Consider the following 23,727-nt stretch of genomic DNA (forward strand, 5'->3'; position numbering starts at 1 on the left):
ATCAAGTGAGCACAATAGAACATTTCATAGATTGGCTGATGAAGCAGTTGGCCAAGCCGCTGAAGATTCCCATCCGCATCTTTTTCTTCAGTGTCCAGCACTGAGGGGAATTTGCTAAATCTTCATCTAAAACGCTCAAATGCAGTGAGGCTACGGAGAGTACCTGACCAATATTATCATGAAGCTCTTCAGCCACTTGACGGAGGGTTTGGTTTTGAATTTCAAGTTGAGATTGGAGTATTTCTTTTTCGTATCCCTCTCTTATAAGTGCTAAACTTTGCTGAAATATGATATAACGCTTTCTATAAGAATAAACTAAAACGATAACAAAAGCAGTTAATATTATAAACAACAATGTACCTAGAACAGTAAATAAGACTATATCATAAGGTTTCAAAGCCATTATTACTAACATTTACATATTGACTCATAATACCTATAATGAAAGTTATAAGAAACAAAAAATTTAAAAATTCATGAATCCAGTAAACCTGCAAAGCGTAATCTCCTGCATTCTTAATCAAATAATTCATAAACCCTTGAACTAAAAAATTGCCGAATGACACAAATAAAAGACCTGAGCTAATCCAAAACATTGGCTCAAATTCTATTCTTTTTATGTTTGGCTTCAAAAAAATTTCAATAAAATAGAATAAAGTAATGAATCCAATCAGCAAATTACTTAAACTTACAGAGTAAGAATTGTACTCATTAAGTGGCTCCACAAACAAAGACAAGATGATTGAACTTATAACAAAAAATGGAACAGAAATCAAAATAAACTTTCTTATATTAAAATTATTTAGATGATAAAAGTAAGACATAGAAAAAAGTAAATATTGCAACAAAGTTAATAAGTGAAATAGGAACAAGTTATTTTTAAAATTAAATATATATATTAAACATACAGCAGAAAGATTTATTAGAAAACCAGCCAAAACAGCATAACCAATTAGTTTAACAGACTTTGATAGTTTATTAAAAAAAATAAAAAAGACAGTACAAGCTGCAAGATATAACGTAAACAGTAAAAATGTATCCCACCACATAAGTCTATAAGACCTGAAATTTCAGGTCTTTCCTAGTTAAACATCATAGTAACTATCTGGTACAGGATTTGGACAAGGCGGGTGTTGGCAGCAGCACATTGCGACTATTGATTCTTCACCACCTATTGCTTTTCCATCTCTGTCAATAGGCGAAACAAACATTTTGTGAACTTCCTTATCAATTTCATTTGTCTCACCAATACCATAATACAATCTTACATGATTTGATCCTGCATTGAGAGACTGGTTAATTGCAGCCTGAAGTTCATATACATTAAAAAAAGCAGTCCTTATAAGTCTTCCCTTATGAGAAATTAAATTTTGTGGATTTGGATTTGTTAGGATTTCCTTATATTTATTAGTTGCCCTTTTAAAGGGATTTTCCAGAACACCTGTTTCATTAACGTCAATCCAATAATCAGATTCAGCTATTCTATTTGGTTCTTCAAAATTCACATTACACTCTTCCGTAAAAAAGAACGCATCGGATGGTTTCTCTGTATCAATAGAGGTTTTTCTAATCTTAGCCATAAAATTTAAGTTTAGTTATATACTAGTAAATGGGAAATTCCCCGTATAACCTACTCCTTTATCCCCCTCTAACTCCCGCTATCCTCCCCTACTCCCCCACCTACCCCCTCGCTACCTTTGACCCGTTAACCAAATCTAAATACCAAACGACTACCTGTCTCACATGAAGACCCAAAGTATTCCTTTTTCACAATCGGCGCAAGCTTTTGTCCAAAAACTTGACAACAAAATTGATCTGGTGCTCAAAGAAGTGGAGCGGAGCGAGATGTACCAGATTGTAGCGGCACCCAACACAGATCCCAAACTGGTGGCGACCATCATTAAATACATCCTGCTGGAGGTGTTTTCTTACGGCCCGCACGTAACCGAAGCCACGTTTATGGCCATCAGCCGCCTGCCCAAAGACCGGCCAGACCTGATGAAGTCGCTCATTCTGCACGATCTCTCGGAAGTAGATCATGGCGAAATGGCGCTAAAGGACTTTATCAAGCTCGGTGGCGATGAGCAGTGGGCCCGCAATCGGCGGATGACACCCAAGTCGCTGGCGATGGCCGCTACCTGCCGGATGATCGGCCAGTTTGAGAATCCCTTCGCGTACCTCGGCTATATGTACCTCTTTGAGGGACTAACCCCAATTCTGACCGAGCGTGCGCAGCAGTTCCTGGCGGCCAAAGGTTTCCCCATCGAAGCCCAGGCATTTATTGATGAGCATGCTACGGAAGACATCGGTCACGCCCAATTGATGTCAAATATGGTGGCTCGCATCGTGACGGAGTACCCAGAAGCCGAAGCGGCTATTGAGTATGGGTTCGATTGCTTTGCCGCCGTCTACCCGCTGCCCATCTGGCGGGCGTCCCTTCAACACGCTTATGGCGAGTTTTACCTGAATGCCTTCGAAACCGTGTAACGTTTCCCCTTCCTCCTTTTAACCTCTTTCTTTTATGAACCTGTCGTTGATTGCTCCTCATGCGGGAGCCCTACCGATTATTGCGGCTACCCTGACGGCCGAGCAGTACGAACAGACAATTGCCGACATCCAGCGGTTCCGGGGCCGTATCTACGTGCAGGATGAAGCTATTCCGGCCAGTGCGCTGGATGGTTCCGGGCGACATTACAACAAGCTGGACTACTCATCGTATCATATCGTAGCGCGGACTCATGAAGGAGCCATCACCGGCGTTATGCGAGTCCCTTTGTATGTTAGTGGGGCTGCGGTGTGGTTCATGCAGTTGTACCATGTGCTGGAGCGGATGGAGCCGGGTCCAAAAGCGCTGTACAGCTCGGCCATTCAGCAGTTTATCGACCAGTCAGCAACAACGTACCCCTTCATTGTTGAACCGGGAGGTTGGGCGGTTGACCGGCAAATCAGCGAGAAGCTAACCGGTACAACCCTGGTTGCTGCAACCTGGGCGTTCTGCCAGTTGATCGGGGGCGCTGTGGCTATTGCAACCGCAACGGTGAAGCACAACTCGGCTGCACTGCTGAAGATGATGGGTGGAATCAATTGCCTGGAAGGAACATCGAACGCGCGGTTCTATGATCCCTTTCACCGGTGTGAACTTGAGATCGTCTATTTTCGGTCGGATCGGGTGAACCCCCGCTTTGCTGCGATGGTAGAAGAGATTAAAGGTCAGTGGCAGAAACGGGAAGCCATGGCGGCCTAACCCACCGTGTAAAGTGCCGCTGTATTGTTGGAGGTATTCCGGAGCCGCAGGTTTGGCCCGGAATACCTCTGTTTGTTAGGTAGCCAGCGTACCATTTGCTCAATTTTACGCAGAAAAAGGCCCTTGAGTTAAAACTTTAAGTACATCCTGAAGTATTTTAAATAACCTTTTAAACCATTTGACTGGTTTTGGGGTCTATATGGCTGTAAGCAGATATAAGTAAATTTTTTCACGGAAAAACCCATATCTGCCAAATTTTAGCTATTTTTGTATCATCACTACAGAAAATACAAAGAATGTAGGTGTGTTGATACCACTCACAAAATATTTTGGGTGCACACTTGCAAAAGATCAGTCAAATGTTTTATTTTTGATAGTCTTGAAAATTTCACTACCAAAAACTTTAACCACCACATACACTATCGAAGCACGGCTCTACGTTAACTAATTGATAACTGAAAATGGAGAAAGCCCAGGTTAACGACAGTGAGCTTATTTCCCTGTACATACGTGGTAGTGAAAAAGCCTTTGAAAAGTTAGTTCACCGGCATAAGTCTAAGATCTATACAACAATATATCTTATTGTTAAGGATCAATATGTGGCGGAAGACTTAATGCAGGATACGTTGATAAAAGCGGTCGAAACCATTAAGTCGGGTCGGTACAACGAAGAGGGCAAATTCCTCCCGTGGATCATTCGGATCGCTCACAACTTGGCAATTGACTATTTCCGAAAAGATAAACGCTACCCCAATGTAGTGTTTGAGGACGGAAGCAATGTGTTTAATTCGCTGGAATTTGCCGAGGACTCCATTGAGTCGCTGCAGATTCGGCAGGAAACACATGAGCATTTGCGCGAGTTGATCCAGCGACTGCCGGAGCAACAGCGACAGGTGCTAATCATGCGGCACTACGAGGAGATGAGTTTCCAGGAGATTGCCGATGCGACCGGCGTCAGTATTAACACAGCTTTGGGGAGAATGCGTTATGCTTTAATAAACCTGCGTAAGCAACTAAGCAAACGTGCTCCGAGCTATGATAAAAACTTTTACCCAAGATGACGTAATCCGTTATGTCTATGAAGAAACCTCTGAAGAGGAAAGTCTGCTGATTGAGGACGCGCTGATGTCCGAGCCGGATTTGATGGCCTTCTTTCTCGATACTCTCGAGTTAAGGGCGCTCATGAACCGGATTGAACGGCAACCGCGCCAGCAGACCCTTCAAAACGTATTTGATTACTCTCGAAAATACACGCCCAGCCCATCTGCCTGATTAATACTGGCGGGTGGGTTGTTCTGTTTTCAGCTGTTCTGGCGGAGTAGCACAACCTACTCTTCTTAAGGATCTTTATCGCTTTGTTGACCCTCGCACAATCAGTTGCGTGGACAGGACGACCGTTTCGGGCTCGAAGCGGTCGTCTTCGTTTTGGAGCTGGTTCAGCAATAGCCTGGCGGCCTGCTCACCAATTTCGGTAACAGGCTGAGCAACGGTAGTCAGGCCGGGTTCTACCAGCGCCGAGATGGGATCATCGCTAAAGCCGACTACAGCAATGTCATCGGGTATTTTTAGGCCGCGGGCTTTTATCACCTGCAAGGCCTCAATGGCGGTAGGGTCGTTAATGGCGAACAGAGCATCGGGGGGCTGGGAAAGATTGAGCAAGTGGTTTACGTAGATATTCGCTTTATCGAGGGTCAGGTCGTAGGAAATGATTAAAGATGGGTCCATGGGAAGGCCGTATTTTTGTAGTGCATCCAGATACCCGTTCAGGCGGTTACGGCTGTTTTGCAGCGAGTCGGGGCCGGCCAGGTGCGCAATCCGGCGTTTTCCTGTCTCAATCAGATGCTCAACCGCCCGAAAAGCGCCGTCGTAGTCATCGACCGTTACCTTCGAAACGGCCATGTCTTCACAGATCCGGTTGAAAAAAACAACCGGTACCCCCTTCCGCTCAAAAATCCGGAAATGGTCGAAGTTGCGGGTCTCTTTGGTATGCGACACCAGCAGTCCATCGACCCGGCTGGCCAGTAATCCCCGCGTATTAGCCATTTCGATTTCGTAGGATTCATTGGAATGGCAGATCACCACATTATAGCCCGCTCTGGCCAGCACCTCTTGTGCGCCAATAATTACTTTTGGAAAGAAGAAGCTTAGAAACTCCGGTACGATAATACCTATGGTTTTCGTCTGACTGGTCAGCAGCGAGATGGCCAGTTGGTTGCGCTGGTAATCCATCTGAGTCGCCAGTGCCAATACCTGTTCGCGGGTTTTTACTTTTACGTTCGGATGACCGGTCAGCGCCCGCGAAACGGTTGACTTAGATAGGTTCAGTGCTTTGGCAATATCAATAATCGTTGTCTGATGGCCTTTCATAAAATATAACTTTTCCTATAAGCAACCTTGTCTGCTTATCTATACCTGCTTTCTCTACTGTTTCAATCTACCTCATTTTTTGGGAACATTCCCAATAATTTGGGAATGTTCCCAAAAAAATATTGCAACTTTTTTCTTGCATCTCGCCCGACCTATTGTAATATCAACATAAAGTCTCTGAATACGACAATATCAGTCATTCTCTAGCCTTATCTAACTGTTTTTATACGAAGATTTCAGCGTTACAAAAGCAAATAACCAGTCAACCTAAAATTGTACATTTTCTCCAATCCCTACTCTTATGAAACCTTTACCCTTTATAGCCCGACTCAGTCTTTGGCTACTGGTAATGTCTCTCTTCTCCCTTCCGCTTCTGGCTCAGAACCTGACGGTGCGTGGCCGGGTTACCACCGATGGCACCGCAGAACCGCTACCGGGCGTAAACGTCATCATCAAAGGAACCCAACAGGGCACGACAACGGGTGCCGACGGACAGTATCAGTTGACCGTGCCCAACGGTAATACAATCCTTACTTTCTCGTATATCGGCTATGTTACGCAGGAAATTAAAGTTGCTAACCGGTCTACGATAAACCTGGCGCTGCAATCCGATGAGCGTTCCCTCAACGAAGTCGTCGTGGTCGGGTACGGAACACAGCGAAAAATTGAAACGACGGGCGCCATTGCCTCCATCAAGGCTGCGGACCTGGTGCAGACACCGGTGGCGAACGTAGCCCAAGGCTTGCAGGCACGGGTAGCCGGTGTGCAGGTAAACCAGAATACTGGTGCGCCGGGTGGCAATATCAGCGTCCGGATTCGGGGGACCAACTCCATCAACGGTAACTCCGAGCCCCTGTACGTTGTCGATGGTATTCAGATCTCCAACGGGGGTGGTATCAACGATGTAAGTCCGCTGTCGACCATCAACCCCAACGATATTGAGTCTGTCGAAATTTTGAAAGATGCGTCGGCGTCGGCTATTTACGGATCAAGGGCCGCCAACGGTGTCGTTCTGATTACAACCAAACGCGGTAAATCCGGGGTGACCCGCGTTACCTTCGACAGTTACTATGGCGTTCAGAAAGCGGCCAAAACGCTGCCGGTGCTAAATGCCGCCGAATTTGCCCAACTGGAGAACGAGGTATTCAAGAACAAGTTCTACCCTGATCCAGCTTCACTGGGTGAGGGCGTCAACTGGCAGAATATCATCTTCCGCGAAGCGCCCATTCAGAACCACCAGTTGTCGATCAACGGCGGCTCAGAGAAGACGCAACTGGCTCTCTCGGCAAACTACTTCGACCAGAAAGGGATTATCCTGAACTCGGCTTTCAAGCGCTATTCATTCCGGATGAATGTCGATCATAAGGTTAGTGACCGGGTAAAGGTAGGTGCCAGTATTCTGGGCAGTTACGCTATCAACTCCGGCATCACCACGGGCTCTACTACCATTGGCGATGCAGCTGTAGTAACAGCCTCTATTCTGGGGGCGGCCGTTGGCGCTCCCCCAACCCTGCAACCTTACCGACCAGATGGCACGCTATTTCCTTTTGGTGAGCAGGCCGGTGGACAGTACCGCGAGGTAACCAACCCGCTATCCTTCGCTAATGTACTGAACCAGACCGCCATCCGCCGGACACTGGCCAATTTCTACGGTGACTTCAACATTCTGAAAGGACTGACCTACCGGGCTTCGTTCAACGTGGATATGCAGAACAGCCTGCGCGATACATACTCGCCCCGCGCCAACGTCAACCAGTCTGACCTGAACGATAATTCGGGCTCGGGCTCTAAAGGCAACGCCAATAACCTGAACCTGCTGCATGAAAGTATCCTGACCTATAACCAGATCTTTGCCGGGCAGCACTCCGTTAAAGCCACGGCCGTTTTTGCCACCCAGACCGAAACCGGCAACTCCAACACCATCAGCGCTACGGGTTTCCCCAACGATGCTACCCAGAACGAAGCCCTGCAACTGGCGCTGAACCGCACGGTCAGCAGCAGCCGCAGCAGCCAGCGTCTGGACTCGTACCTGGCGCGGGTAAACTATGGTTATAAAGACAAATATTTCCTGGACCTGACCGCCCGGGTCGATGGCTCCAGCAAGTTCGGTGCTAACCATAAATACGGTTTGTTCCCAGCCATCTCGGCCGCCTGGCGGATCATTGAGGAACCCTTCGTTAAATCGCTACCGTGGCTGTCGGACCTGAAACTGCGCGCCAGCTACGGTATTACCGGAAACGCCGGTGGCCTTAGCCCCTACCAGTCGCTGGCTACCGTATCAGCTTCGGGTAGCGACTACAACATCAACCATACGTACGTTACCGGTATCAATCCATCGGGCATTGCCAACCCCGACCTGCGGTGGGAGCGTTCGGCCCAGGCGGACATTGGCCTCGACATCGGCCTGCTTAACAACCGGTTAAGTGTGATCGTCGATGTATACCATAAACGGACGAATGATTTGCTGTATGTAAAGGCCCTGCCACTGAGTTCGGGGTACAGTACGATCACGGGCAACTTTGCTTCGCTTGAAAATAGGGGCATTGAGTTAGCCGTCAACAGCATCATTCTGGACGGACCGCTTAAGTGGAGCGTATCCGGTAATGTAACGGTAAACCGCAACAAGGTGCTTGACCTGGACGGCGGCACCACCCGGGAGCGGTTTATTACGGCCTATTCGCTGCTGCGGGTAGGGAGTCCGCTGGGCGTGTTCAAAACGTACGTCTTTGACGGTATCAACCAGACCGGTGAGACGATTCTGCCGGGTTACGACGGACGCCTGGGCGGGCATAAAGTAAAAGACATGAACGGCGACGGTGCCATCTCCTCGGCCGACCAGACCATTACCGGCGACCCGAATCCCAGGGTTATTTACGGTTTCTCGACGAACCTCTCGTACAAGAATTTCGACTTCAGCGCCTTTTTGTCAGGCTCACAGGGCAATGATATTTACAACGCCAGCCGCCTGTCGTTCGAAATGCCGCTGGGTCAGCGTAACCAGTTTAAAGGACTCGCGAACCGCTGGTCGCCCACCAATCCGAGCAACCAGTACGTTAGTGGCTTCCAGGCAGGCCGGTTACCCATTTCCGACTTTGTTATGGAAGATGGCTCGTACCTGCGCTGCAAGAACATAACGCTGGGGTATCGCCTGCCGGCCATCAAAGGCGTTCAGCAAATCCGCGTCTACGCCAGCGCCAACAACCTGTTCACCCTTACCAACTACAGCGGCTTCGATCCGGAGGTAAACTCCTACGCCGGCTCCAACACCGCCATTGGTATCGACAATTTAGTGTACCCGCAGGCCCGGTCCATTCTGGGTGGTATTCAGGTAACGTTTTAAATTTTGAATGACAGAATGATTGAATTAAACTATTCCACAATTCACCCATTCAATCATTCTGCCACTCAATCATTCAATCACTCAATCATTCCATGAAAGCCATAACAAAAACCCTATACATATTGGCGGGCCTGACGCTGAGCGCCTGCGAACTGGACGAAACCATCTACTCGTCCATTTATACCGAAGCGTTTTACAAAACCGCATCCGATGCCGAGAAAGGCCTGATTGCCGCCTACGATCCACTGGCGGATCTCTACAGTGGTCCGGCCATGACAATGGTGCCGGATATGAGCGACGATCAGACCTACCCGCGGGGTGTAGTAGGCCGTAATACACTGACTCTTTTCACGTACGATGTCAATTACACCACGCAGAAGAGTAATTCACGCACTAACGAATCACCCCAGCAGATCTGGGCGTCGGGGTACGATGGCATCGAGAAGGCAAACTGGATCATTGCCAAAGTGCCTGCGGCTACCATGAACGAAACGCGTAAAAAGCAGATCATCGGCGAAGCGTATTTCCTCCGGGCGTTCTACTTATGGGCGCTGACCAAGAACTTCGGCGATGTACCCATTAAAACGACACCCAGCTACTCTGAGGCCGATGCTATTGTGGGCAAAAGCCCCAAAACGGAAGTATACAAGCAGATTTACGCGGATTTAGATCAGGCGCTGGAGGCTGGTTTACTCTCGTACCCGGCTGTAGACAAGGGTCGCCCGTCCAAAGAGGTGGTTAATGCGCTTTACGCCAAGGCTGCCCTGTATAACGAAGATTGGGCGAAAGCACTCGAAAAAGCACAGGCGGTCATTACCTCCGGTAAATACTCGCTGATACCGGATGTGCGCGATGTATACCGGTACGATAAAGAAGATGCGGCCCGTATCGAAAATATGTGGGCGTACGAGGTAGACCCGATTTCACCCGGTCGCTCACACCAATTGGTAGGACTCTTCGGCCCACCGGCCAGTGCCGGTCCGGAATACGCCCGGACATCGTTTGGTTCCATGTTCGCGTATATGTCATTCTACAAGTCGTTCTCGGCTCAGGACAAACGACGGCAATTGCTGGATACCAATTATGTCGATAAGGCCGGCAAGATTGTGCCGCAGCGGAGCATTACCCCGATTACAACCGATGGCGTACTGGTTAAGAAATACCAGGACCCCATCTCAACCAGCGGTCTTATTTCCAATATTCCTATTCTGCGCTTAGCCGATATGTACCTGATTGCGGCCGAAGCAGAAGCCCGGTTGAACGGTGCCACCGCTACGGCCTACGAGTACATCAATACCGTTCGGAAACGGGCCGGACTAGCCGAACTGGCAACGGGCCTGAGCAAAGACGCCTTCATTGAAGCAGTGTTGCAGGAGCGGGCCTGGGAGTTCTTTGCCGAAGGCGACCGCTGGTATGACCTGACTCGTACCGGTAAATTCCTGACGGTGATTCCGAAAGCGGTCAATAGCGTGTATCCGACCCGGAACGTACAGGCCAAGCACAAGTACTTCCCGATTCCGCAGGACGAACTGAACGCCAATCCGAAACTGGAGCAAAATCCGGACTGGAAGTAGGCCGCTCACCCACACGACTTTAGCTATATAGAAACTCTTCAACGAATGCATACTATCTGGAAAAACAAGGCCCTTTATCTGTTACTCTGGTTCGGTTGTTCGGCCGCCTGGGCGCAGACCGGTCGATCATTGTCACTGGCCAACGACCGGATAAAAGTGACCTGGCAATCTGCCGCCGGCGGCTGGCAGATTCGGCAGGTAGCGGTGCGGAAAGGGCAGCAATGGGTCAATCTGGCGACACCATCCGGCGAAAGCACGCTGCTGTATGCCGCCGCCCCCCCCCCCGATAAGCCTGTAACAACGTTCCGGTCGATTACAGGCGAAGAGTTTCCCGGCCCGAAATACCATTACCAGGCCACCCAGTGGGCGGAGAGTACCAATCCGGTATCGCTGAACACAGCCGGGCAGGCTATCCATTTCTTTCCGAAAGAAGCGAAACAGGCAGGGGCAAACAGCCTGCGCTTTCAGCAGGAAACCGAAGCAGGTACGGTCACGACCGAGTGGACACTGGACCCGAAGTTTCCGTCCGACATTGTTGTGAAACAAACCCTGACGGCGAAAAAAGATGGTTACTACTCGCTGGCCAGTCCGACACTGGCTTCAGTAAACGAACAGCAACTCGCCTGGGCCACGGTACCGGGGTATTTTCAGGGCAATACCCTACAGCCAAATTTTGCGCTGGCGTATGCCTACGGCCACGGTATTCCGTCGCTGCCCGTCATCTACCGGGAGCGGTGCGCCAGTACACTCTCGCCAATGGTCAGCACGCGAAATGGCCTAACGCTTTCGGTGATTCCAGAGCCGGGACTGGCCCGCGATCCGTGGGGGAAGGACAAGATTACACAGATAGACTGGCACATTGGTCTGTCGCACATGAACCGCAAAGCCCAGCTTTCACCAACGGTCTATTATCCGGTCTTGGGAGAGCCGAAATCAGCCATGAAAGCGGGGGAACAGGTGAGCTATACGTTCCGGTACAGCCTGACTGATGGCGACTGGTTCAAAGCACTAAACCATGCCGTCTATGACATCTACCAGTTCAGGGAGTCACTGGCCCTGCGGCAAAGTAAGCAGTCTCTTACCAACCGTATCGAAAAGATGCACCACTACCTCACCGATCCGCAGACGTCGATGTGGAATGTGGAAGAATTTAATGGCCGGAAAATAGGGGCGCAGTCATATCTGGGTGGGGTGGTTGGCTCTAATAAGGACGCCATGAAGAATTCCGACTACGGTGCCATGTGGATGCTGGCGACGGCGACGCGTGATCCGCTACTGACCGAGAAGGTAGTCCCCTATGCCCTGAACTTTAAATTGGCGCAGCAGCAGACGCAGGATGGCTTTTTCAAGGGAGCTGCGGTTGGGCAATACTATCTCGCCAAGTCCAGGAAGTTTGTGGAGGAATGGGGCGAAGTAGTGGAACCCATCGGCCTGACCTACTACACCATGCTCGACGTAGGCAACATGCTGTTGTTTGAGCCGAACAATACCGAACTGAAAGAACGCCTGCGCCTGGGAGCCGACCGGCTGCTGACCTGGCAGAAACCCAACGGTAGCTGGGCGGTGGCCTACGATCGGCATACCGAGCAGGAAATATTCAAAGACGTGCAGGACGTCCGGCCCACCTTCTACGGCCTGATTGTCGCCTACCGGCTGCTGAAAGATCCGAAATACCTGCAGGCCGCTCGTAAAGGGGCTGATTGGTTTATCGATAACGCCATAAAAACGGGGAGCTTCCTCGGCGTATGCGGAGATGCCCGGTACGCACCCGACTTTGCAACGGGGCAGTCGGCGCAGGCGCTGCTGGACTTGTATGACCTGACCAAAGATACCCGCTACAAAGAGGCCGCCATCACGGCAGCTAAAATCTACACCACATCGATTTACACCCACCCCATTCCAAACCGGACTATTAAGACGGTCAATGGTGTCCAGCGAGAGGATTGGGAGATAGCGCAGTCGGGGCTGAGCTTTGAGCATGGGGGCATTTTCGGTTCGGCTACGCGCCACGGTCCAATTCAATTGGCCAGTCACGCGGGTTTGTTTATTCGGATGTACCAACTCACCAAAGAACCGCTGTTTGCGGACATGGCGCGGACGGCTGCCATTGGTCGGGATGCGTTTGTCGACCCGAAAACCAGCGTAGCCTCGTACTACTGGCAAGCGATGAATCGGGGCGCAGGGCCATATCCGCACCATGCCTGGTGGCAGGTCGGCTGGATAACCGACTACCTGCTGGCCGAAGCTGAGTTGCGGTCGGGTGGTCAGGTGAGCTTTCCGCGAGGTTTTGTAACTCCGAAAGTAGGGCCGCACCAGACCTACGGCTTTGCCCCCGGTACGGTGTACGGCGACAAAGCCAACCTGATTATCCGCGAAGGACTGCTGCGGGCCAATAGCCCATCGGTTGATTATATTCTGTCGCATTCCACCGGCTCCAATAAAGTTTACGTGGCCCTGCTGAACAACCGGGCACAGCCAACGCAGCTCACCTTTTCGCTCGACAAAGACAAGTTAGGAACTGAGCAAAAGGTGCAGATAACCCGTATGCAGTGGCTGGACTCGGGTGGAAATGTACAGGCAACTAATGGACAAGTGTCGCTGGAAATACCGGCCTTTGGGATTAAAGTATTGGCGGTAACCTATGCGCCGAACGGCGACCAAACTTCTATAAAATGAATACTACCATAGATACGCTGGTTATTGTCGTTTTTTCGGCGTTTGTGCTGGTCATTGGTATGCTGTTTGCCCGTACCGGCCGGAACCTGAAGTCGTTTTTTGCGGGTGGCGAAGCGGTCCCCTGGTTTATTGGTGGCCTTTCCCTATTCATGAGTTTCTTCTCCGCCGGTACCTTCGTGGCCTGGGGATCTATCGCGTATAAACACGGCTGGGTAGCTATTACGATACAATGGACTATGTGTATCGGGGCGCTGGTGACGGGGCTATTTCTGGCTCCCCGCTGGAAAGCCGCCGGGGCCCTGACGGCCGCCGAGTTCATCCGCGAACGGCTAGGCCTGACCGTGCAGAAAGCCTATATTTTCATTTTTACCTTAGTTTCGGTTTTCATTAAAGGCTCTGTACTGTACCCCGTTGCCAAGCTGGTTAGTGTATCGCTGAACCTGCCGCTGGTGCCGTGTACGATAGGCTTAGGGCTGTTCATGATTGCCTATACGGCGGTTGGCGGGCTATGGGCGGTGATGGTGACAGACATTTTGCAATTCGTCGTACTGTCGGCGGCCGTGTTTATTCTGCTGCCGCTGTCGCTGGACCGGGTTGGGGGATTGCAGGGATTTACCAGTGCGGTACCCGATGACTTTTTCAACCTGCTGAACGGCGAATATACCTTGGGATTTGTGCTGGCCTTTGTGATTTACCACATCGCGTACATCGGCGGCAACTGGACGTTTGTGCAGCGGTACACCAGTGTCGATAGTCCGAAGTCAGCACGGAAGGTAGCGTTCCTGTTCGCGGCCCTGTACCTCATCAGCCCCGTCATCTGGATGTTCCCTCCGATGATATACAAGGCAATCAATCCGTCGCTCACCGGCCTCGATACCGAAAACGCTTACCTGATGATTTGCCGACTGGTACTGCCGCCGGGTCTGCTGGGGCTGATGCTCACGGGTATGTATTTCTCCACTTCCGCCAGCGCCAACACCGCGCTCAATGTGGTATCGGCGGTGTTCACCAACGACATCTACAAAGGCATCATCAACCCAAAAGCTTCTGACAAGCAGCTCATGCGAGTGGCTCGTGGTTCCTCCTGGTTTTTCGGACTCGGTATGATTGGCATTGCGCTGCTCGTACCGGCGGCCGGTGGCATTGTCGAAGTTGTGCTCAGTATCTCTGCTATTTCGGGCGGACCATTGCTGGCCCCTCCGCTTTGGGCCTTATTCTCGAAACGCCTGACCAGCCGCACTACGCTTTGGATTACGTGCATTGGCCTGGCAGTAAACCTGTTCTTCAAGATACTCTCGCCCTGGCTGCTGGACTTTAAACTGACGCGCGGAGCCGAGACTATCATTGGGGTAGGTCTGCCCTTGTTACTACTGCTGACGTTTGAACTATACGCCAGCCGAAAAGGTCGGGTTGCGGCTGAATACCTGCGCTACCAGGCCACCCGGCAGCAGAAGCGGGAAGATGCCCTGCTGCACACGGATACCGGTGAGTCATTCGAAATTCGGAAGCAGAATCGCTTTGGGCTGCGGGTCATTGCCTTATCACTAGCCTTTACGGGCGTCATGCTATTTGGACTGAGTGCGTTGGCCAGCAGCGGGGCAGGCATTACCGCCGGCATTGCAGGTGTTGTTTTACTGGCGGCCCTGATTCCCTGGCGGGCGTCGAAGCGGATTCAATTAAACCTGAGTACGCAGGAGGCTGAGAAATTCGTCAATTCGGAGAACCGATAACTTTGGAAAATCAATGTCTCTGAGAATAGTAAAATGCTTGTCTTCGGATACTAAGTGGTCGGCATTCGCAACAAGTGCGCAGTCAACGTACTTGTTATCATCGGCATCATTGTGCATTAAGCCCCATTCGAAGTACACCGACTGGAGTATCACATTATCCAGTGATAACAAGAGCTTGATGACGTTATCGGCCACTGAAGCAGTTGTCTTCTCTGCTAGTTTCTCATGGTATTCAGATAAGATGTCGTTGCTCACCACCAGTTCAAACCGACCAGTTCGTAACGCATCAAAAATCGGACGGTACGGGGAGGCTACAGGCAATGCGATAAGCAACACATTTATATCCAGAACAACTCTCATTCCTCGGCAGTCTGGCTACGCATGTGTTCGTTTTTCCAGTCCTGAAGCGTCTGCTCATTCCAGCCTTTCTCCTGCCAAAGTCTGCTCATTTCATCGTCGACCTGCTGAGCAAAATAATCGGCCAGCAATTTCCGGATATCCCGAAGCTGTTCCTCCGACACATTGTACGGATACAGTTTTAGCAATTCAATTTGCAGATTGCTCAGTTTCGAAGGGGTGGTTTGGGAAGTGGCCATGGTCGAGGTTTTTACAAATATAATGCGCTGTCTAACTTATTCTGATTATGACTAAACTCTTGAATATAATACTTCTCTTATTATTTATCTTCTCGGCACTTCCAGCCTTCAGCCAATACAAGATACGGCAGCCGAATGCGATACCCCTGCAGGGTGAATGGCTGTTTACACTGGACCCGGCTGCGGTAGGTGAGCAAGAGCAGTGGTACCGCGACAATTACCCCACGAATCGCTGGGATAAAGTCACCGTACCGCACTGCTTCTCGGCCGACAACCGGTACCTGAACTATACCGGCAATACGTGGTACCGTCGGACATTCTCCTGGCAGCCAGCGGGCAACAAACGAGTACTCCTGCATTTCGACGGGGCGTACTACGAAACCGGACTTTGGATTAATAACCGGAAAGTTGGCACTCATGAAGGTGGCTACACGCCGTTTAATTTTGACATTACGGAGTACCTGAAAGCGGGAGAGAACACGATAGCCGTCTCCGTCAATAACAATACCTGGCGACGCGGTACCATACCGGGTTCCAAAGACGAGTACCGGGAAGCCGATGCGCCAGCCGGTCAGTTTCCCGGCTGGCTCAACTACGGGGGTCTCCTGCGCCCCGTCTACCTCACCGTCGAACCGGCCGTCTATGTAGACAATGTAAAGGTGGAGGCTAACCCGGATTTGGCTAAGGGCACGGCTACGCTGCGGGTAAAGACCCGTATCCGCAACACCACCGGACAGGCAGCATCTTCCCGACTGGTGTTTACTGTTACGCAGAATGGCCGCGCCATTACCTTACCCTGGAAGACACGGACCGAAGCCGTTGGGGCCAATCAGACGGCGGTGCTGGTAGCCGAAACGAGCCTGAAACCAGCCGATGTTAAGCTCTGGAGCATCGACAATCCGCAGTTGTATCAGTTAACGGTTGCGACAGCGGGCGATACTACTACCACCCACTTCGGCATACGCAAGGTAGAGGTACGTAATGCGCAACTGTTGCTTAATGGGCAGCCGATAAAGCTGGCGGGTGGCAACCGGGTGGTCGACTATCCCGGTCTGGGCTCCATGGAACCCGACTGGCTCATCGAAAAAGACCTGCGGCTGATGAAAGAAGCCGGCATGGAGTTTCACCGGCTCACCCATTACACCCCCTCCGAAGCCATTTACGACTGGGCCGACCGCCACGGGATGCTCATCATCACCGAAGCCGGTAACTGGCAACTGACACCGAAGCAGATGGACAACGATACCATTCGCACCAAATTCCGCCAGCAGTTTCGCGAAATGGCCGAGCGCGACTGGAATCACCCGAGCGTGATTGCCTACAGCGTCGGTAACGAATACCTGTCCGAAACGCCGTCGGGCCAGCGGTGGACGAAAGATATGATTGCCTATGCCCGCTCCCTGGACTCCACCCGCCTGTACACCTTTGCTTCCATGCGGCTGAACATCCTGCCCAAAAAGCCGGAAGATGAAGCCAGTCAGTACGTCGACTTTGTTTCGACCAATACCTACGGCAATCACCTAAACGTCTTGAAGCATATTCATTCACTATACCCCGACAAGCCCATATTCATCAGCGAATATGGTATCCGGGCCGATACAAAATCGGGCGAAGCGGGGCAGGTCAGTCATCTGGAGCAGTTCCTGAAAGACATTCGCCAGTTGCCGTATGTAATTGGCGCTTCGTGGTGGTCCTTCAACGATTACCAGAGCCGCTTCCACGGCACCAACCCCAGCGGCTACCGACCGTGGGGCCTGGTCGAACCTGACCGCACCAAGCGCCCGCTATACGACACGCACCGCGAAGGTATGGCCCCGGTAACTATCGAGAAGCTCAGCTTTACCCCCGGTCCGGAAGGCTGGCACCAATTGCAGGTGCGGATTACCGCCCGCAATGATTTCCCGGCGTATGAAGTGAAGGGGTACGTTTTAGTAGCCTGGACCGGGCCGCCGGGCGGTTATACTCCGAGTAACACCCGGAGTGAAACCGCCCGGCGGCCCGGTCCAGGCTACAAAATCCCCACCCTCCAACCCGGCCAAAGCGCCGACATTACTATTCCCGTAAGCGGCTTCGACCAGACGATAACGCTGGACGTTGTGAAGCCGACGGGGTTCTCTATCATTTCAAAATCCATCGACCTGACGAATGATTCGCGAACAAGCAACCGATAAACGTGCGCTGAAAACGGTACGGCACGAAGCAGATTTAATTGTAGTAGGGGGCGGCTTATCCGGCCTGTGCTGTGCCGTTACGGCGGCCCGCGCCGGCAGTCGGGTGGTGCTGGTGCAGGATCGGCCGGTACTCGGGGGCAACTCCTCCAGTGAGGTTCGGCTTTGGGTGTTGGGCGCTACCTCGCACATGGGCAACAACAACCGCTGGGCGCGGGAAGGGGGCGTCATCGACGAAATCCTGATTGAAAACCTGTACCGCAATCCGGAAGGGAATCCCCTGATTTTCGATACCATCCTGCTTGAAAAGGTAATTAGCGAACCCAACATTGCGCTGCTGCTGAACACGGCGGTTTATGAGGTGGAAAAATCCGATGCCGAAACCCTCAGCGGCCTAAAAGCCATTTGCAGTCAGAACAGCACGATGTACGAACTGGTAGCTCCGCTGTTCTGCGATGCATCCGGCGATGGGATTGTGGCGTTTCAGGCCGGAGCCGCGTTTCGCATGGGTGCCGAGTCGCAGGAGGAGTTTGGTGAGAAGTTTGCGCCGACGGCCGAGTATGGTGAGTTGCTGGGGCATTCCATTTACTTCTATACCAAAGATACGGGTCGGCCGGTTCGGTTTGTGCCCCCAGCCTATGCGTTGCAGGATATTACCAAAATTCCCCGGTACCGGCGTTTCAACGCCAAAGAACAAGGCTGTCAATTGTGGTGGCTGGAGTACGGCGGGCGGCTCGATACGGTTCACGATACGGAGACTATTAAATGGGAGTTGTGGAAGGTGGTGTATGGTGTATGGAACTACATCAAGAATTCCGGCCAGTTCCCCGAAGCCGAAACCCTGACGCTGGAATGGGTCGGACAGATACCCGGCAAGCGCGAAAGCCGCCGGTTTGAAGGCGATTACATCCTTCACCAGCAGGACATCGTCGAACAGCGTACGCACCCGGATGCCGTAGCCTTCGGCGGCTGGTCCATCGATTTGCACCCGGCCGATGGGGTATTCAGCGAAAAACCGGGTTGCAACCAGTGGCACAGCAAAGGGCTTTATCAGATACCCTATCGCAGCCTGTACAGTCGAAATATCAGCAACCTGTTTCTGGCCGGGCGCATCATCAGCGCCAGTCACGTCGCTTTTGGCTCGTCGCGGGTAATGGGTACCAGCGCCCACGTAGGGCAGGCCGTCGGGATGGCAGCTGCGCTATGCAGCAAAGATGGACTGATGCCACGGGCTTATGGCGAGTCAACCCGAATAGCCATCTTACAACAGGAGCTACTGAAAACTGGTCAGCACATACCAGGTCTGCACCTGCACGACCCGGCAGACTTAGCCCAGCAGGCTACCCTAACCGCATCCAGTGAATTGCGACTAACGGAACTGCCGTTAGATGGTCCGCTGCGACCTATCACCGAGTCGGCCGCTCAGATGTTGCCGCTAACGAAAGGTCCGGTACCGCGTCTGACGGCCTGGGTGGTGGCGGATGCAGACACGATGCTGACGGTAGAGTTCCGGCGGAGCAGCCGACCAGACAATCATACGCCTGATGTAACGCTGGCGATGCTGGATATACCGTTGAGCAAAGGCAAGCAGGAAATTGAACTGGCGTTTGATGTAGTCATGGACCAACCAGCGTACGGTTTTTACTGCTTCCTGAAGAACGAACACGTCCGGCTCCAGTACAGTGATCTACGTATAACAGGAGTCCTATCAGTATTCAACCGAATCAACCCGGCCGTGTCTAATTACGGCAAGCAGGAGCCAAGCGAGGACATCGGCGTTGACACGTTTGAGTTCTGGTGCCCCGAACGCCGACCAAAAGGTCAAAACATTGCCCTGCGGATTGAACCGGGCATTCAATTGTTCAGTTCGGATAACGTACGAAACGGTATTCAACGGCCGGTCAGCCAGCCCAATGCCTGGGTTGCCGACCTGACAGACCCCAACCCTACCCTGACACTACGGTGGCCTGAGAAGAAGCGGCTAAGCCGGGTAGAATTGTTCTTCGATGCCGACTATGACCATCCGCTCGAATCAGTGTTAATGACGCATCCCGAAACGGTAGTACCGTTCTGCGTGAAAGAATACATCCTCTGCAACGACCGGCAGGAGCGGATTTTTCACCAAACTGATAATCACCAGGGCCGGAACACCATCCGCTTTGAGCAACCTGTAGAAACCAGCAGCCTGACCATTCACCTCCAGTCAGTCAACGGCAACGCTCCCGCAGCGCTTATGGAGATTCGCTGCTACGGGGAGTGAGGTTGATTGGTTGAACGGGCTGGCGACCCAGTGGTTCATTAGTTGAGTGGGGTGTATGCGTGTTTATTAGCCTTTCCGGCAGTGCCAATTATTTGGTGTAACCGGAAAGGTTTTCTATTTCGTGAAGGACCAAAGAGCGTTAAATTTGCAGGATGCAGAAGAAAGAACGCTTTCGTCATTTTCTAGACTACTTCACGACTAATTTCCCGGAACCCAAAACGGAACTGAACTACAGCAATCCCTACGAACTGCTGGTAGCCGTCATTCTGTCGGCGCAATGTACCGATAAGCGCATTAACCTGATTACACCCGCCCTGTTTGAGCGTTTCCCGGAGCCGGAGTCGCTGGCGGCTGCGTCGGTAGAAGAAGTATTCAGCTATATCCGGAGTGTCTCGTATCCCAATAATAAGGCCAAACATCTGGTCGGCATGGCGAAGGTGCTGATGGCGGAGTTTGGTGGAGAGGTACCGGCATCCGTCGAGGAGCTACAGAAGATGCCGGGCGTTGGCCGCAAAACGGCGCATGTGATTACTTCCCTTATTTTTAATCAGCCAACGATGGCCGTCGATACCCACGTATTCCGCGTATCGCACCGGCTGGGTCTGGTTCCCAAAACGGCAACTACCCCGCTGGCGGTCGAGAAAGCACTGGTCAAATACATCCCGGAGCAGTACGTTCCCAAAGCCCATCACTGGCTCATTCTGCACGGGCGCTACATCTGCGTGGCCCGCTCACCCAAATGCTTTGAATGCCCGCTGACGCATTTCTGCCAGTACTACCAGAAGATTGGGGCTACCGTTGCTACCGTTCAGTAACTCACCTTAAAATTTTATTTTAAACACTTGTTTAATTTCACAAAGACATCATACCTTTGTGTGGAAGGAAGTTATTATGGCAGGCGAAGAACAGGATACCGAAGCAAAAATAAAGCGGGCAGCCGAACAGGTTTTCTTAGAGTACGGGTATGAGGGAGCGAAGATAAGGCAGATTGCCGATGCGGCTGGTGTCAACATTGCTCTGGTGAACTATTACTTCCGAAGCAAAGAGCAACTGTTTAAGAGCATCTATATGGAGAACTTTATGGCGTTTTTTGGCCGGATTGTAATGCTGCTCAATGAGGAGACGCCTTTAGAGGTCAAGATATGGAAGATCGTTGACCGGTATACGGATTTTATCCTTGATAACCCACTGATTCCTATGTTCGTACTGTCAGAAAGTAGAAACGGTGGAACATTTTTCAAAGAACTACACGTCAGAGAGGTCATTAAGTCAGCTTATTTCACAAAACAGTTGCAGGAGGAAATCAGTAAAGGAGCTATTCGACCCATCAAACCTTTGCACCTCATTATGACCATTATAGGCAATATTGTTTTTCCAATTCTGGCCCGCCCAATTGTATCGTATATCGGTGATCTCGACGATGACGGATTCCGCCAGTTTATGGAAGAACGTAAAAAGATTGTTCCGGAGATGGTGATGGCCTATCTCCGTCCAACATAAATTTTTTTGACCATCGATTAAACAACTATTTAAAATGAACATTTAATAGCATTATACCATGAACAAGTTTCTGCTCGGATTCATTAGCTGGCTAAGCCTGAACACGGTGCAGGCCCAGAACACGGTCACGCTGGAACAGGCCTATACAGCCGCTATTCAGAACTATCCGCTAACCAGACAAAAAGAGATGGGACAACAAGCCGGTGACCTAGCCCTCGCCAACCTCGATCTCAACCGGCGCTTACCGCAACTGGCCTTGAACGGCCAGGCTACCTGGCAGTCGGAGGTGACAAAGCTGCCGATTGAACTGCCCAACATCAAAGTTCCCCAGCTTAGCAAGGACCAGTACAGGCTGACTCTCGACGCCAGCTATTTGCTGTACGACGGTGGCCTGACGAAACTCCAGCAGCAGGTGCAGCAAGCGAATACAGCCATCGAACAGCAGCGGGTAGATGTGGAGCTAAACCGCCTGAAAGACCAGGTAAACACCTTTTTCCTGAACGCCTTACTGACCGACGAAAACCGGCAACTCACCGAAGCTTTACTAGCCGACCTGAAAAACCGTATCGAGAAAACAGCCGCCAACGTTAAATTTGGCACGGCCGCCCAACTAAACCTCGACGCCCTGCAGGCCGAATACCTGAAAGCGGAGCAGCGACTGGCCGAACTTACCGCCGTCCGCAAAGGCTTACGTGACTTATTGGCTTTGTTAACCGGCCTACCCGTTACCGAGACTACGACGCTGCAAATCGCCGATAATTCCCTCGCTACGGATAATCTGCCCATTCAGCGTCCGGAGTTGAAGCTTTACAGTTTGCAGCGCTCCCTCTTTGAGGATCAAACCAAATTAACCGACAACCGGCGCTTCCCCCGCATCAGCGCCTTCGCCCAGCCGGGTATCGGGCGACCGGGACTGAACTTCCTGAACAATGATTTCCGGAGCTTCTTTATCGGCGGTATCCGCCTGAACTGGGCCTTTAATAATACCTACACGTTGAAAAACGACCGCCAGATTCTCAGCCTCAACCGGCAGCAGGTCGATATTCAGCAGGCAGCTTTCGAAAAGAACCTATCCATTCAACTGCGTCAACAGCAGAACGAGGTGGAGAGAATTCAGGCAATCATTGAGAAAGACCGTGACATTGTCGCCCTGCGCAGCCGCATCCGACAGGCTACCGCCGTTCAACTCGACAACGGGGCCATTGCCGCCCGCGACTATGCCACCGAACTGAACGCCGAAAACCAGGCCCAGCTCAACCTGAAAGTCCACGAATTGCAACTTATTATGGCTCGTATTCAATACCGAACGCTAACGGGAAATTAAAACTATGAAATCACTAATAATTATCCTCAGCCTCACCATCGGTCTGTCTGCCTGCAACCGCGACGAAGACCGGGCCGATGCTTACGGCAACTTTGAAGCCGTTGAAACGATAGTGTCGGCCGAAGCCACGGGTACGCTGCAATCCTTTGCAGTAGAAGAAGGGCAAACCCTGAAAGCCGGGCAAAGCGTCGGCCAGATTGATGCCAAACAACTTGAATTGCGCAAAGCGCAGTTGGCCGCCAGCCGGCAGGCCGTTGCGAGCAAGACCCCCAATGTAGATGCCCAGCTCTCGTACTACGCACAGCAGATTGCGGTGCAGGAGCAGCAGTTGAAGACGCTGCAACGCGAAAGAACGAGGGCAGAGAACCTGATTGCCGCCGGAGCCGCGCCAACCAAACAACTCGACGACATCAATTCTCAAATTGACGTGATTGACCGACAAATTGCCCTGATTCGGCAGCAGCGGGCGGCCCAGGCATCGGCACTGGGTACCCAACGGCGCGGCACGCAGGCCGAAGAAGCCCCCCTGCAGGCACAAATTCAGCATGTAGAGGACCAGATTCAGAAGTCGGCGGTGGTGAACCCTATCAACGGTACGGTCACCATCAAATTTGCCGAAGAAGGCGAGGTGGCCAGCTTCGGTAAGCCGCTCTACAAGATTGCCGACTTAAGCAATATCACGCTGCGGGCCTACGTCAGCGGTGACCGGTTGGTGAACGTCAAGACCGGCCAGCAGGTCAAGGTGCTGGTTGATGCCCCGAACGACACCTATAAGGAATATCCGGGAACGGTAACGTGGATTTCCAGCAAAGCCGAATTTACGCCAAAGGTCATCCAGACCAAAGACGAGCGGGTCAACCTGGTCTACGCCATGAAGGTGCAGGTGAAAAACGACGGCAGTCTGAAAATCGGTATGCCGGGAGAGGTTAGATTTAAGTAGGCAGTTGG

20 protein-coding genes are annotated in these 23,727 nt (G+C 51.5%); 14 read left to right on the forward strand and 6 right to left on the reverse strand.

All coding sequences use genetic code 11. The features are described from left to right. Position 1: 1 nt before the first annotated feature. The 3 genes from ABD949_RS15045 to ABD949_RS15055 are packed head-to-tail and all read right to left on the reverse strand — an operon-like array spanning position 2 to position 1,580. Complete coding sequence (locus tag ABD949_RS15045) at positions 2 to 403, reverse strand: histidine kinase (RefSeq protein ID WP_345244674.1); 402 nt, start codon at positions 401 to 403, stop codon at positions 2 to 4. After that, the gene (locus tag ABD949_RS15050; protein WP_345244675.1) at positions 384 to 1,049 is read right to left on the reverse strand and encodes a hypothetical protein; all 666 of its coding nucleotides are present in this window, start codon (positions 1,047 to 1,049) and stop codon (positions 384 to 386) included. The genes ABD949_RS15045 and ABD949_RS15050 overlap by 20 nt, the downstream gene beginning before the upstream one ends. A 36-nt stretch (positions 1,050 to 1,085) precedes the next feature. Beyond that, positions 1,086 to 1,580, reverse strand: a complete 495-nt coding sequence (locus tag ABD949_RS15055) for a hypothetical protein (RefSeq protein WP_345244676.1) — start codon at positions 1,578 to 1,580, stop codon at positions 1,086 to 1,088. Positions 1,581 to 1,743: 163 nt separating this feature from the next. Here ABD949_RS15055 and ABD949_RS15060 point away from each other — a divergent pair, with 163 nt between their 5' ends. The 4 genes from ABD949_RS15060 to ABD949_RS15075 all read left to right on the forward strand — a co-directional run bounded on the left by ABD949_RS15060 (position 1,744) and on the right by ABD949_RS15075 (position 4,516). Further along, positions 1,744 to 2,487, forward strand: coding sequence for an iron-containing redox enzyme family protein (locus ABD949_RS15060; RefSeq protein WP_345244677.1), 744 nt, complete (start codon positions 1,744 to 1,746; stop codon positions 2,485 to 2,487). Between the two features lie 34 nt (positions 2,488 to 2,521). After that, positions 2,522 to 3,244: a hypothetical protein gene (locus ABD949_RS15065; RefSeq protein WP_345244678.1), complete on the forward strand. Its 723-nt coding sequence runs from the start codon at positions 2,522 to 2,524 to the stop codon at positions 3,242 to 3,244. 461 nt (positions 3,245 to 3,705) lie between these two features. Then, a complete protein-coding gene (locus ABD949_RS15070) occupies positions 3,706 to 4,305 on the forward strand; it encodes an RNA polymerase sigma factor (RefSeq protein ID WP_345244679.1) in 600 nt (199 codons plus the stop codon). Then, complete coding sequence (locus tag ABD949_RS15075) at positions 4,280 to 4,516, forward strand: hypothetical protein (RefSeq protein WP_345244680.1); 237 nt, start codon at positions 4,280 to 4,282, stop codon at positions 4,514 to 4,516. Before ABD949_RS15070 ends, ABD949_RS15075 begins: the two co-directional genes overlap by 26 nt. Before the next feature lie 75 nt (positions 4,517 to 4,591). Here ABD949_RS15075 and ABD949_RS15080 read toward each other — a convergent pair whose 3' ends face one another. After that, positions 4,592 to 5,611, reverse strand: coding sequence for a LacI family DNA-binding transcriptional regulator (locus tag ABD949_RS15080; RefSeq protein ID WP_345244681.1), 1,020 nt, complete (start codon positions 5,609 to 5,611; stop codon positions 4,592 to 4,594). Positions 5,612 to 5,960: 349 nt separating this feature from the next. Here ABD949_RS15080 and ABD949_RS15085 point away from each other — a divergent pair, with 349 nt between their 5' ends. The 4 genes from ABD949_RS15085 to ABD949_RS15100 all read left to right on the forward strand — a co-directional run bounded on the left by ABD949_RS15085 (position 5,961) and on the right by ABD949_RS15100 (position 14,931). Then, a complete protein-coding gene (locus tag ABD949_RS15085; RefSeq protein WP_425576762.1) occupies positions 5,961 to 8,951 on the forward strand; it encodes a SusC/RagA family TonB-linked outer membrane protein in 2,991 nt (996 codons plus the stop codon). A gap of 92 nt (positions 8,952 to 9,043) precedes the next feature. Beyond that, positions 9,044 to 10,525, forward strand: a complete 1,482-nt coding sequence (locus tag ABD949_RS15090) for a RagB/SusD family nutrient uptake outer membrane protein (protein ID WP_345244683.1) — start codon at positions 9,044 to 9,046, stop codon at positions 10,523 to 10,525. 45 nt (positions 10,526 to 10,570) lie between these two features. Beyond that, the gene (locus tag ABD949_RS15095) at positions 10,571 to 13,201 is read left to right on the forward strand and encodes a glycoside hydrolase family protein (protein ID WP_345244684.1); all 2,631 of its coding nucleotides are present in this window, start codon (positions 10,571 to 10,573) and stop codon (positions 13,199 to 13,201) included. Continuing rightward, positions 13,198 to 14,931 carry a sodium:solute symporter family protein gene (locus ABD949_RS15100; protein ID WP_345244685.1) on the forward strand — a complete coding sequence of 578 codons (1,734 nt, stop codon included), beginning with the start codon at positions 13,198 to 13,200 and terminating at the stop codon, positions 14,929 to 14,931. The genes ABD949_RS15095 and ABD949_RS15100 overlap by 4 nt, the downstream gene beginning before the upstream one ends. On the opposite strand, the gene ABD949_RS15105 is transcribed toward ABD949_RS15100, so the two are convergent. Then, positions 14,878 to 15,291 (reverse strand): putative toxin-antitoxin system toxin component, PIN family, encoded by a 414-nt coding sequence (locus ABD949_RS15105; protein ID WP_345244686.1) that lies wholly within the window; start codon positions 15,289 to 15,291, stop codon positions 14,878 to 14,880. The two genes, ABD949_RS15100 and ABD949_RS15105, sit on opposite strands and share 54 nt — an antisense overlap. After that, entirely contained in the window at positions 15,288 to 15,527 is a 240-nt protein-coding gene (locus ABD949_RS15110; RefSeq protein WP_345244687.1) for a hypothetical protein, read from the reverse strand. Before ABD949_RS15110 ends, ABD949_RS15105 begins: the two co-directional genes overlap by 4 nt. 47 nt (positions 15,528 to 15,574) lie before the next feature. Between ABD949_RS15110 and ABD949_RS15115 the strand changes: the two genes are divergently transcribed. From ABD949_RS15115 to ABD949_RS15140, 6 genes are all read left to right on the forward strand, one after another. Beyond that, positions 15,575 to 17,698, forward strand: coding sequence for a glycoside hydrolase family 2 protein (locus tag ABD949_RS15115; protein ID WP_345244688.1), 2,124 nt, complete (start codon positions 15,575 to 15,577; stop codon positions 17,696 to 17,698). Further along, positions 17,673 to 19,955, forward strand: a complete 2,283-nt coding sequence (locus ABD949_RS15120) for an FAD-dependent oxidoreductase (protein ID WP_345244689.1) — start codon at positions 17,673 to 17,675, stop codon at positions 19,953 to 19,955. The genes ABD949_RS15115 and ABD949_RS15120 overlap by 26 nt, the downstream gene beginning before the upstream one ends. 152 nt (positions 19,956 to 20,107) lie before the next feature. Beyond that, positions 20,108 to 20,770 carry an endonuclease III gene (nth, locus tag ABD949_RS15125; RefSeq protein WP_345244690.1) on the forward strand — a complete coding sequence of 221 codons (663 nt, stop codon included), beginning with the start codon at positions 20,108 to 20,110 and terminating at the stop codon, positions 20,768 to 20,770. A 58-nt stretch (positions 20,771 to 20,828) separates the two neighbouring features. Beyond that, positions 20,829 to 21,455, forward strand: a complete 627-nt coding sequence (locus tag ABD949_RS15130; RefSeq protein ID WP_345244691.1) for a TetR/AcrR family transcriptional regulator — start codon at positions 20,829 to 20,831, stop codon at positions 21,453 to 21,455. Positions 21,456 to 21,513: 58 nt separating this feature from the next. Beyond that, entirely contained in the window at positions 21,514 to 22,779 is a 1,266-nt protein-coding gene (locus tag ABD949_RS15135; RefSeq protein WP_345244692.1) for a TolC family protein, read from the forward strand. 4 nt (positions 22,780 to 22,783) lie between these two features. After that, the gene (locus tag ABD949_RS15140) at positions 22,784 to 23,719 is read left to right on the forward strand and encodes an HlyD family secretion protein (protein WP_345244693.1); all 936 of its coding nucleotides are present in this window, start codon (positions 22,784 to 22,786) and stop codon (positions 23,717 to 23,719) included. Positions 23,720 to 23,727 lie beyond the last annotated feature (8 nt).

The sequence above is a fragment of the Nibrella saemangeumensis genome (assembly GCF_039541915.1).
Taxonomy (GTDB): domain Bacteria; phylum Bacteroidota; class Bacteroidia; order Cytophagales; family Spirosomataceae; genus Nibrella; species Nibrella saemangeumensis.

Coding starts and splice junctions, on each gene's coding strand:
- ABD949_RS15045 (WP_345244674.1), bottom strand. CDS start 403: ATGGCTTTGAAACCTTATGATATAGTCTTATTTACTGTTCTAGGTACA.
- ABD949_RS15050 (WP_345244675.1), bottom strand. CDS start 1,049: ATGTGGTGGGATACATTTTTACTGTTTACGTTATATCTTGCAGCTTGT.
- ABD949_RS15055 (WP_345244676.1), bottom strand. CDS start 1,580: ATGGCTAAGATTAGAAAAACCTCTATTGATACAGAGAAACCATCCGAT.
- ABD949_RS15060 (WP_345244677.1), top strand. CDS start 1,744: ATGAAGACCCAAAGTATTCCTTTTTCACAATCGGCGCAAGCTTTTGTC.
- ABD949_RS15065 (WP_345244678.1), top strand. CDS start 2,522: ATGAACCTGTCGTTGATTGCTCCTCATGCGGGAGCCCTACCGATTATT.
- ABD949_RS15070 (WP_345244679.1), top strand. CDS start 3,706: ATGGAGAAAGCCCAGGTTAACGACAGTGAGCTTATTTCCCTGTACATA.
- ABD949_RS15075 (WP_345244680.1), top strand. CDS start 4,280: ATGATAAAAACTTTTACCCAAGATGACGTAATCCGTTATGTCTATGAA.
- ABD949_RS15080 (WP_345244681.1), bottom strand. CDS start 5,611: ATGAAAGGCCATCAGACAACGATTATTGATATTGCCAAAGCACTGAAC.
- ABD949_RS15085 (WP_425576762.1), top strand. CDS start 5,961: ATGTCTCTCTTCTCCCTTCCGCTTCTGGCTCAGAACCTGACGGTGCGT.
- ABD949_RS15090 (WP_345244683.1), top strand. CDS start 9,044: ATGAAAGCCATAACAAAAACCCTATACATATTGGCGGGCCTGACGCTG.
- ABD949_RS15095 (WP_345244684.1), top strand. CDS start 10,571: ATGCATACTATCTGGAAAAACAAGGCCCTTTATCTGTTACTCTGGTTC.
- ABD949_RS15100 (WP_345244685.1), top strand. CDS start 13,198: ATGAATACTACCATAGATACGCTGGTTATTGTCGTTTTTTCGGCGTTT.
- ABD949_RS15105 (WP_345244686.1), bottom strand. CDS start 15,291: ATGAGAGTTGTTCTGGATATAAATGTGTTGCTTATCGCATTGCCTGTA.
- ABD949_RS15110 (WP_345244687.1), bottom strand. CDS start 15,527: ATGGCCACTTCCCAAACCACCCCTTCGAAACTGAGCAATCTGCAAATT.
- ABD949_RS15115 (WP_345244688.1), top strand. CDS start 15,575: ATGACTAAACTCTTGAATATAATACTTCTCTTATTATTTATCTTCTCG.
- ABD949_RS15120 (WP_345244689.1), top strand. CDS start 17,673: ATGATTCGCGAACAAGCAACCGATAAACGTGCGCTGAAAACGGTACGG.
- nth (WP_345244690.1), top strand. CDS start 20,108: ATGCAGAAGAAAGAACGCTTTCGTCATTTTCTAGACTACTTCACGACT.
- ABD949_RS15135 (WP_345244692.1), top strand. CDS start 21,514: ATGAACAAGTTTCTGCTCGGATTCATTAGCTGGCTAAGCCTGAACACG.
- ABD949_RS15140 (WP_345244693.1), top strand. CDS start 22,784: ATGAAATCACTAATAATTATCCTCAGCCTCACCATCGGTCTGTCTGCC.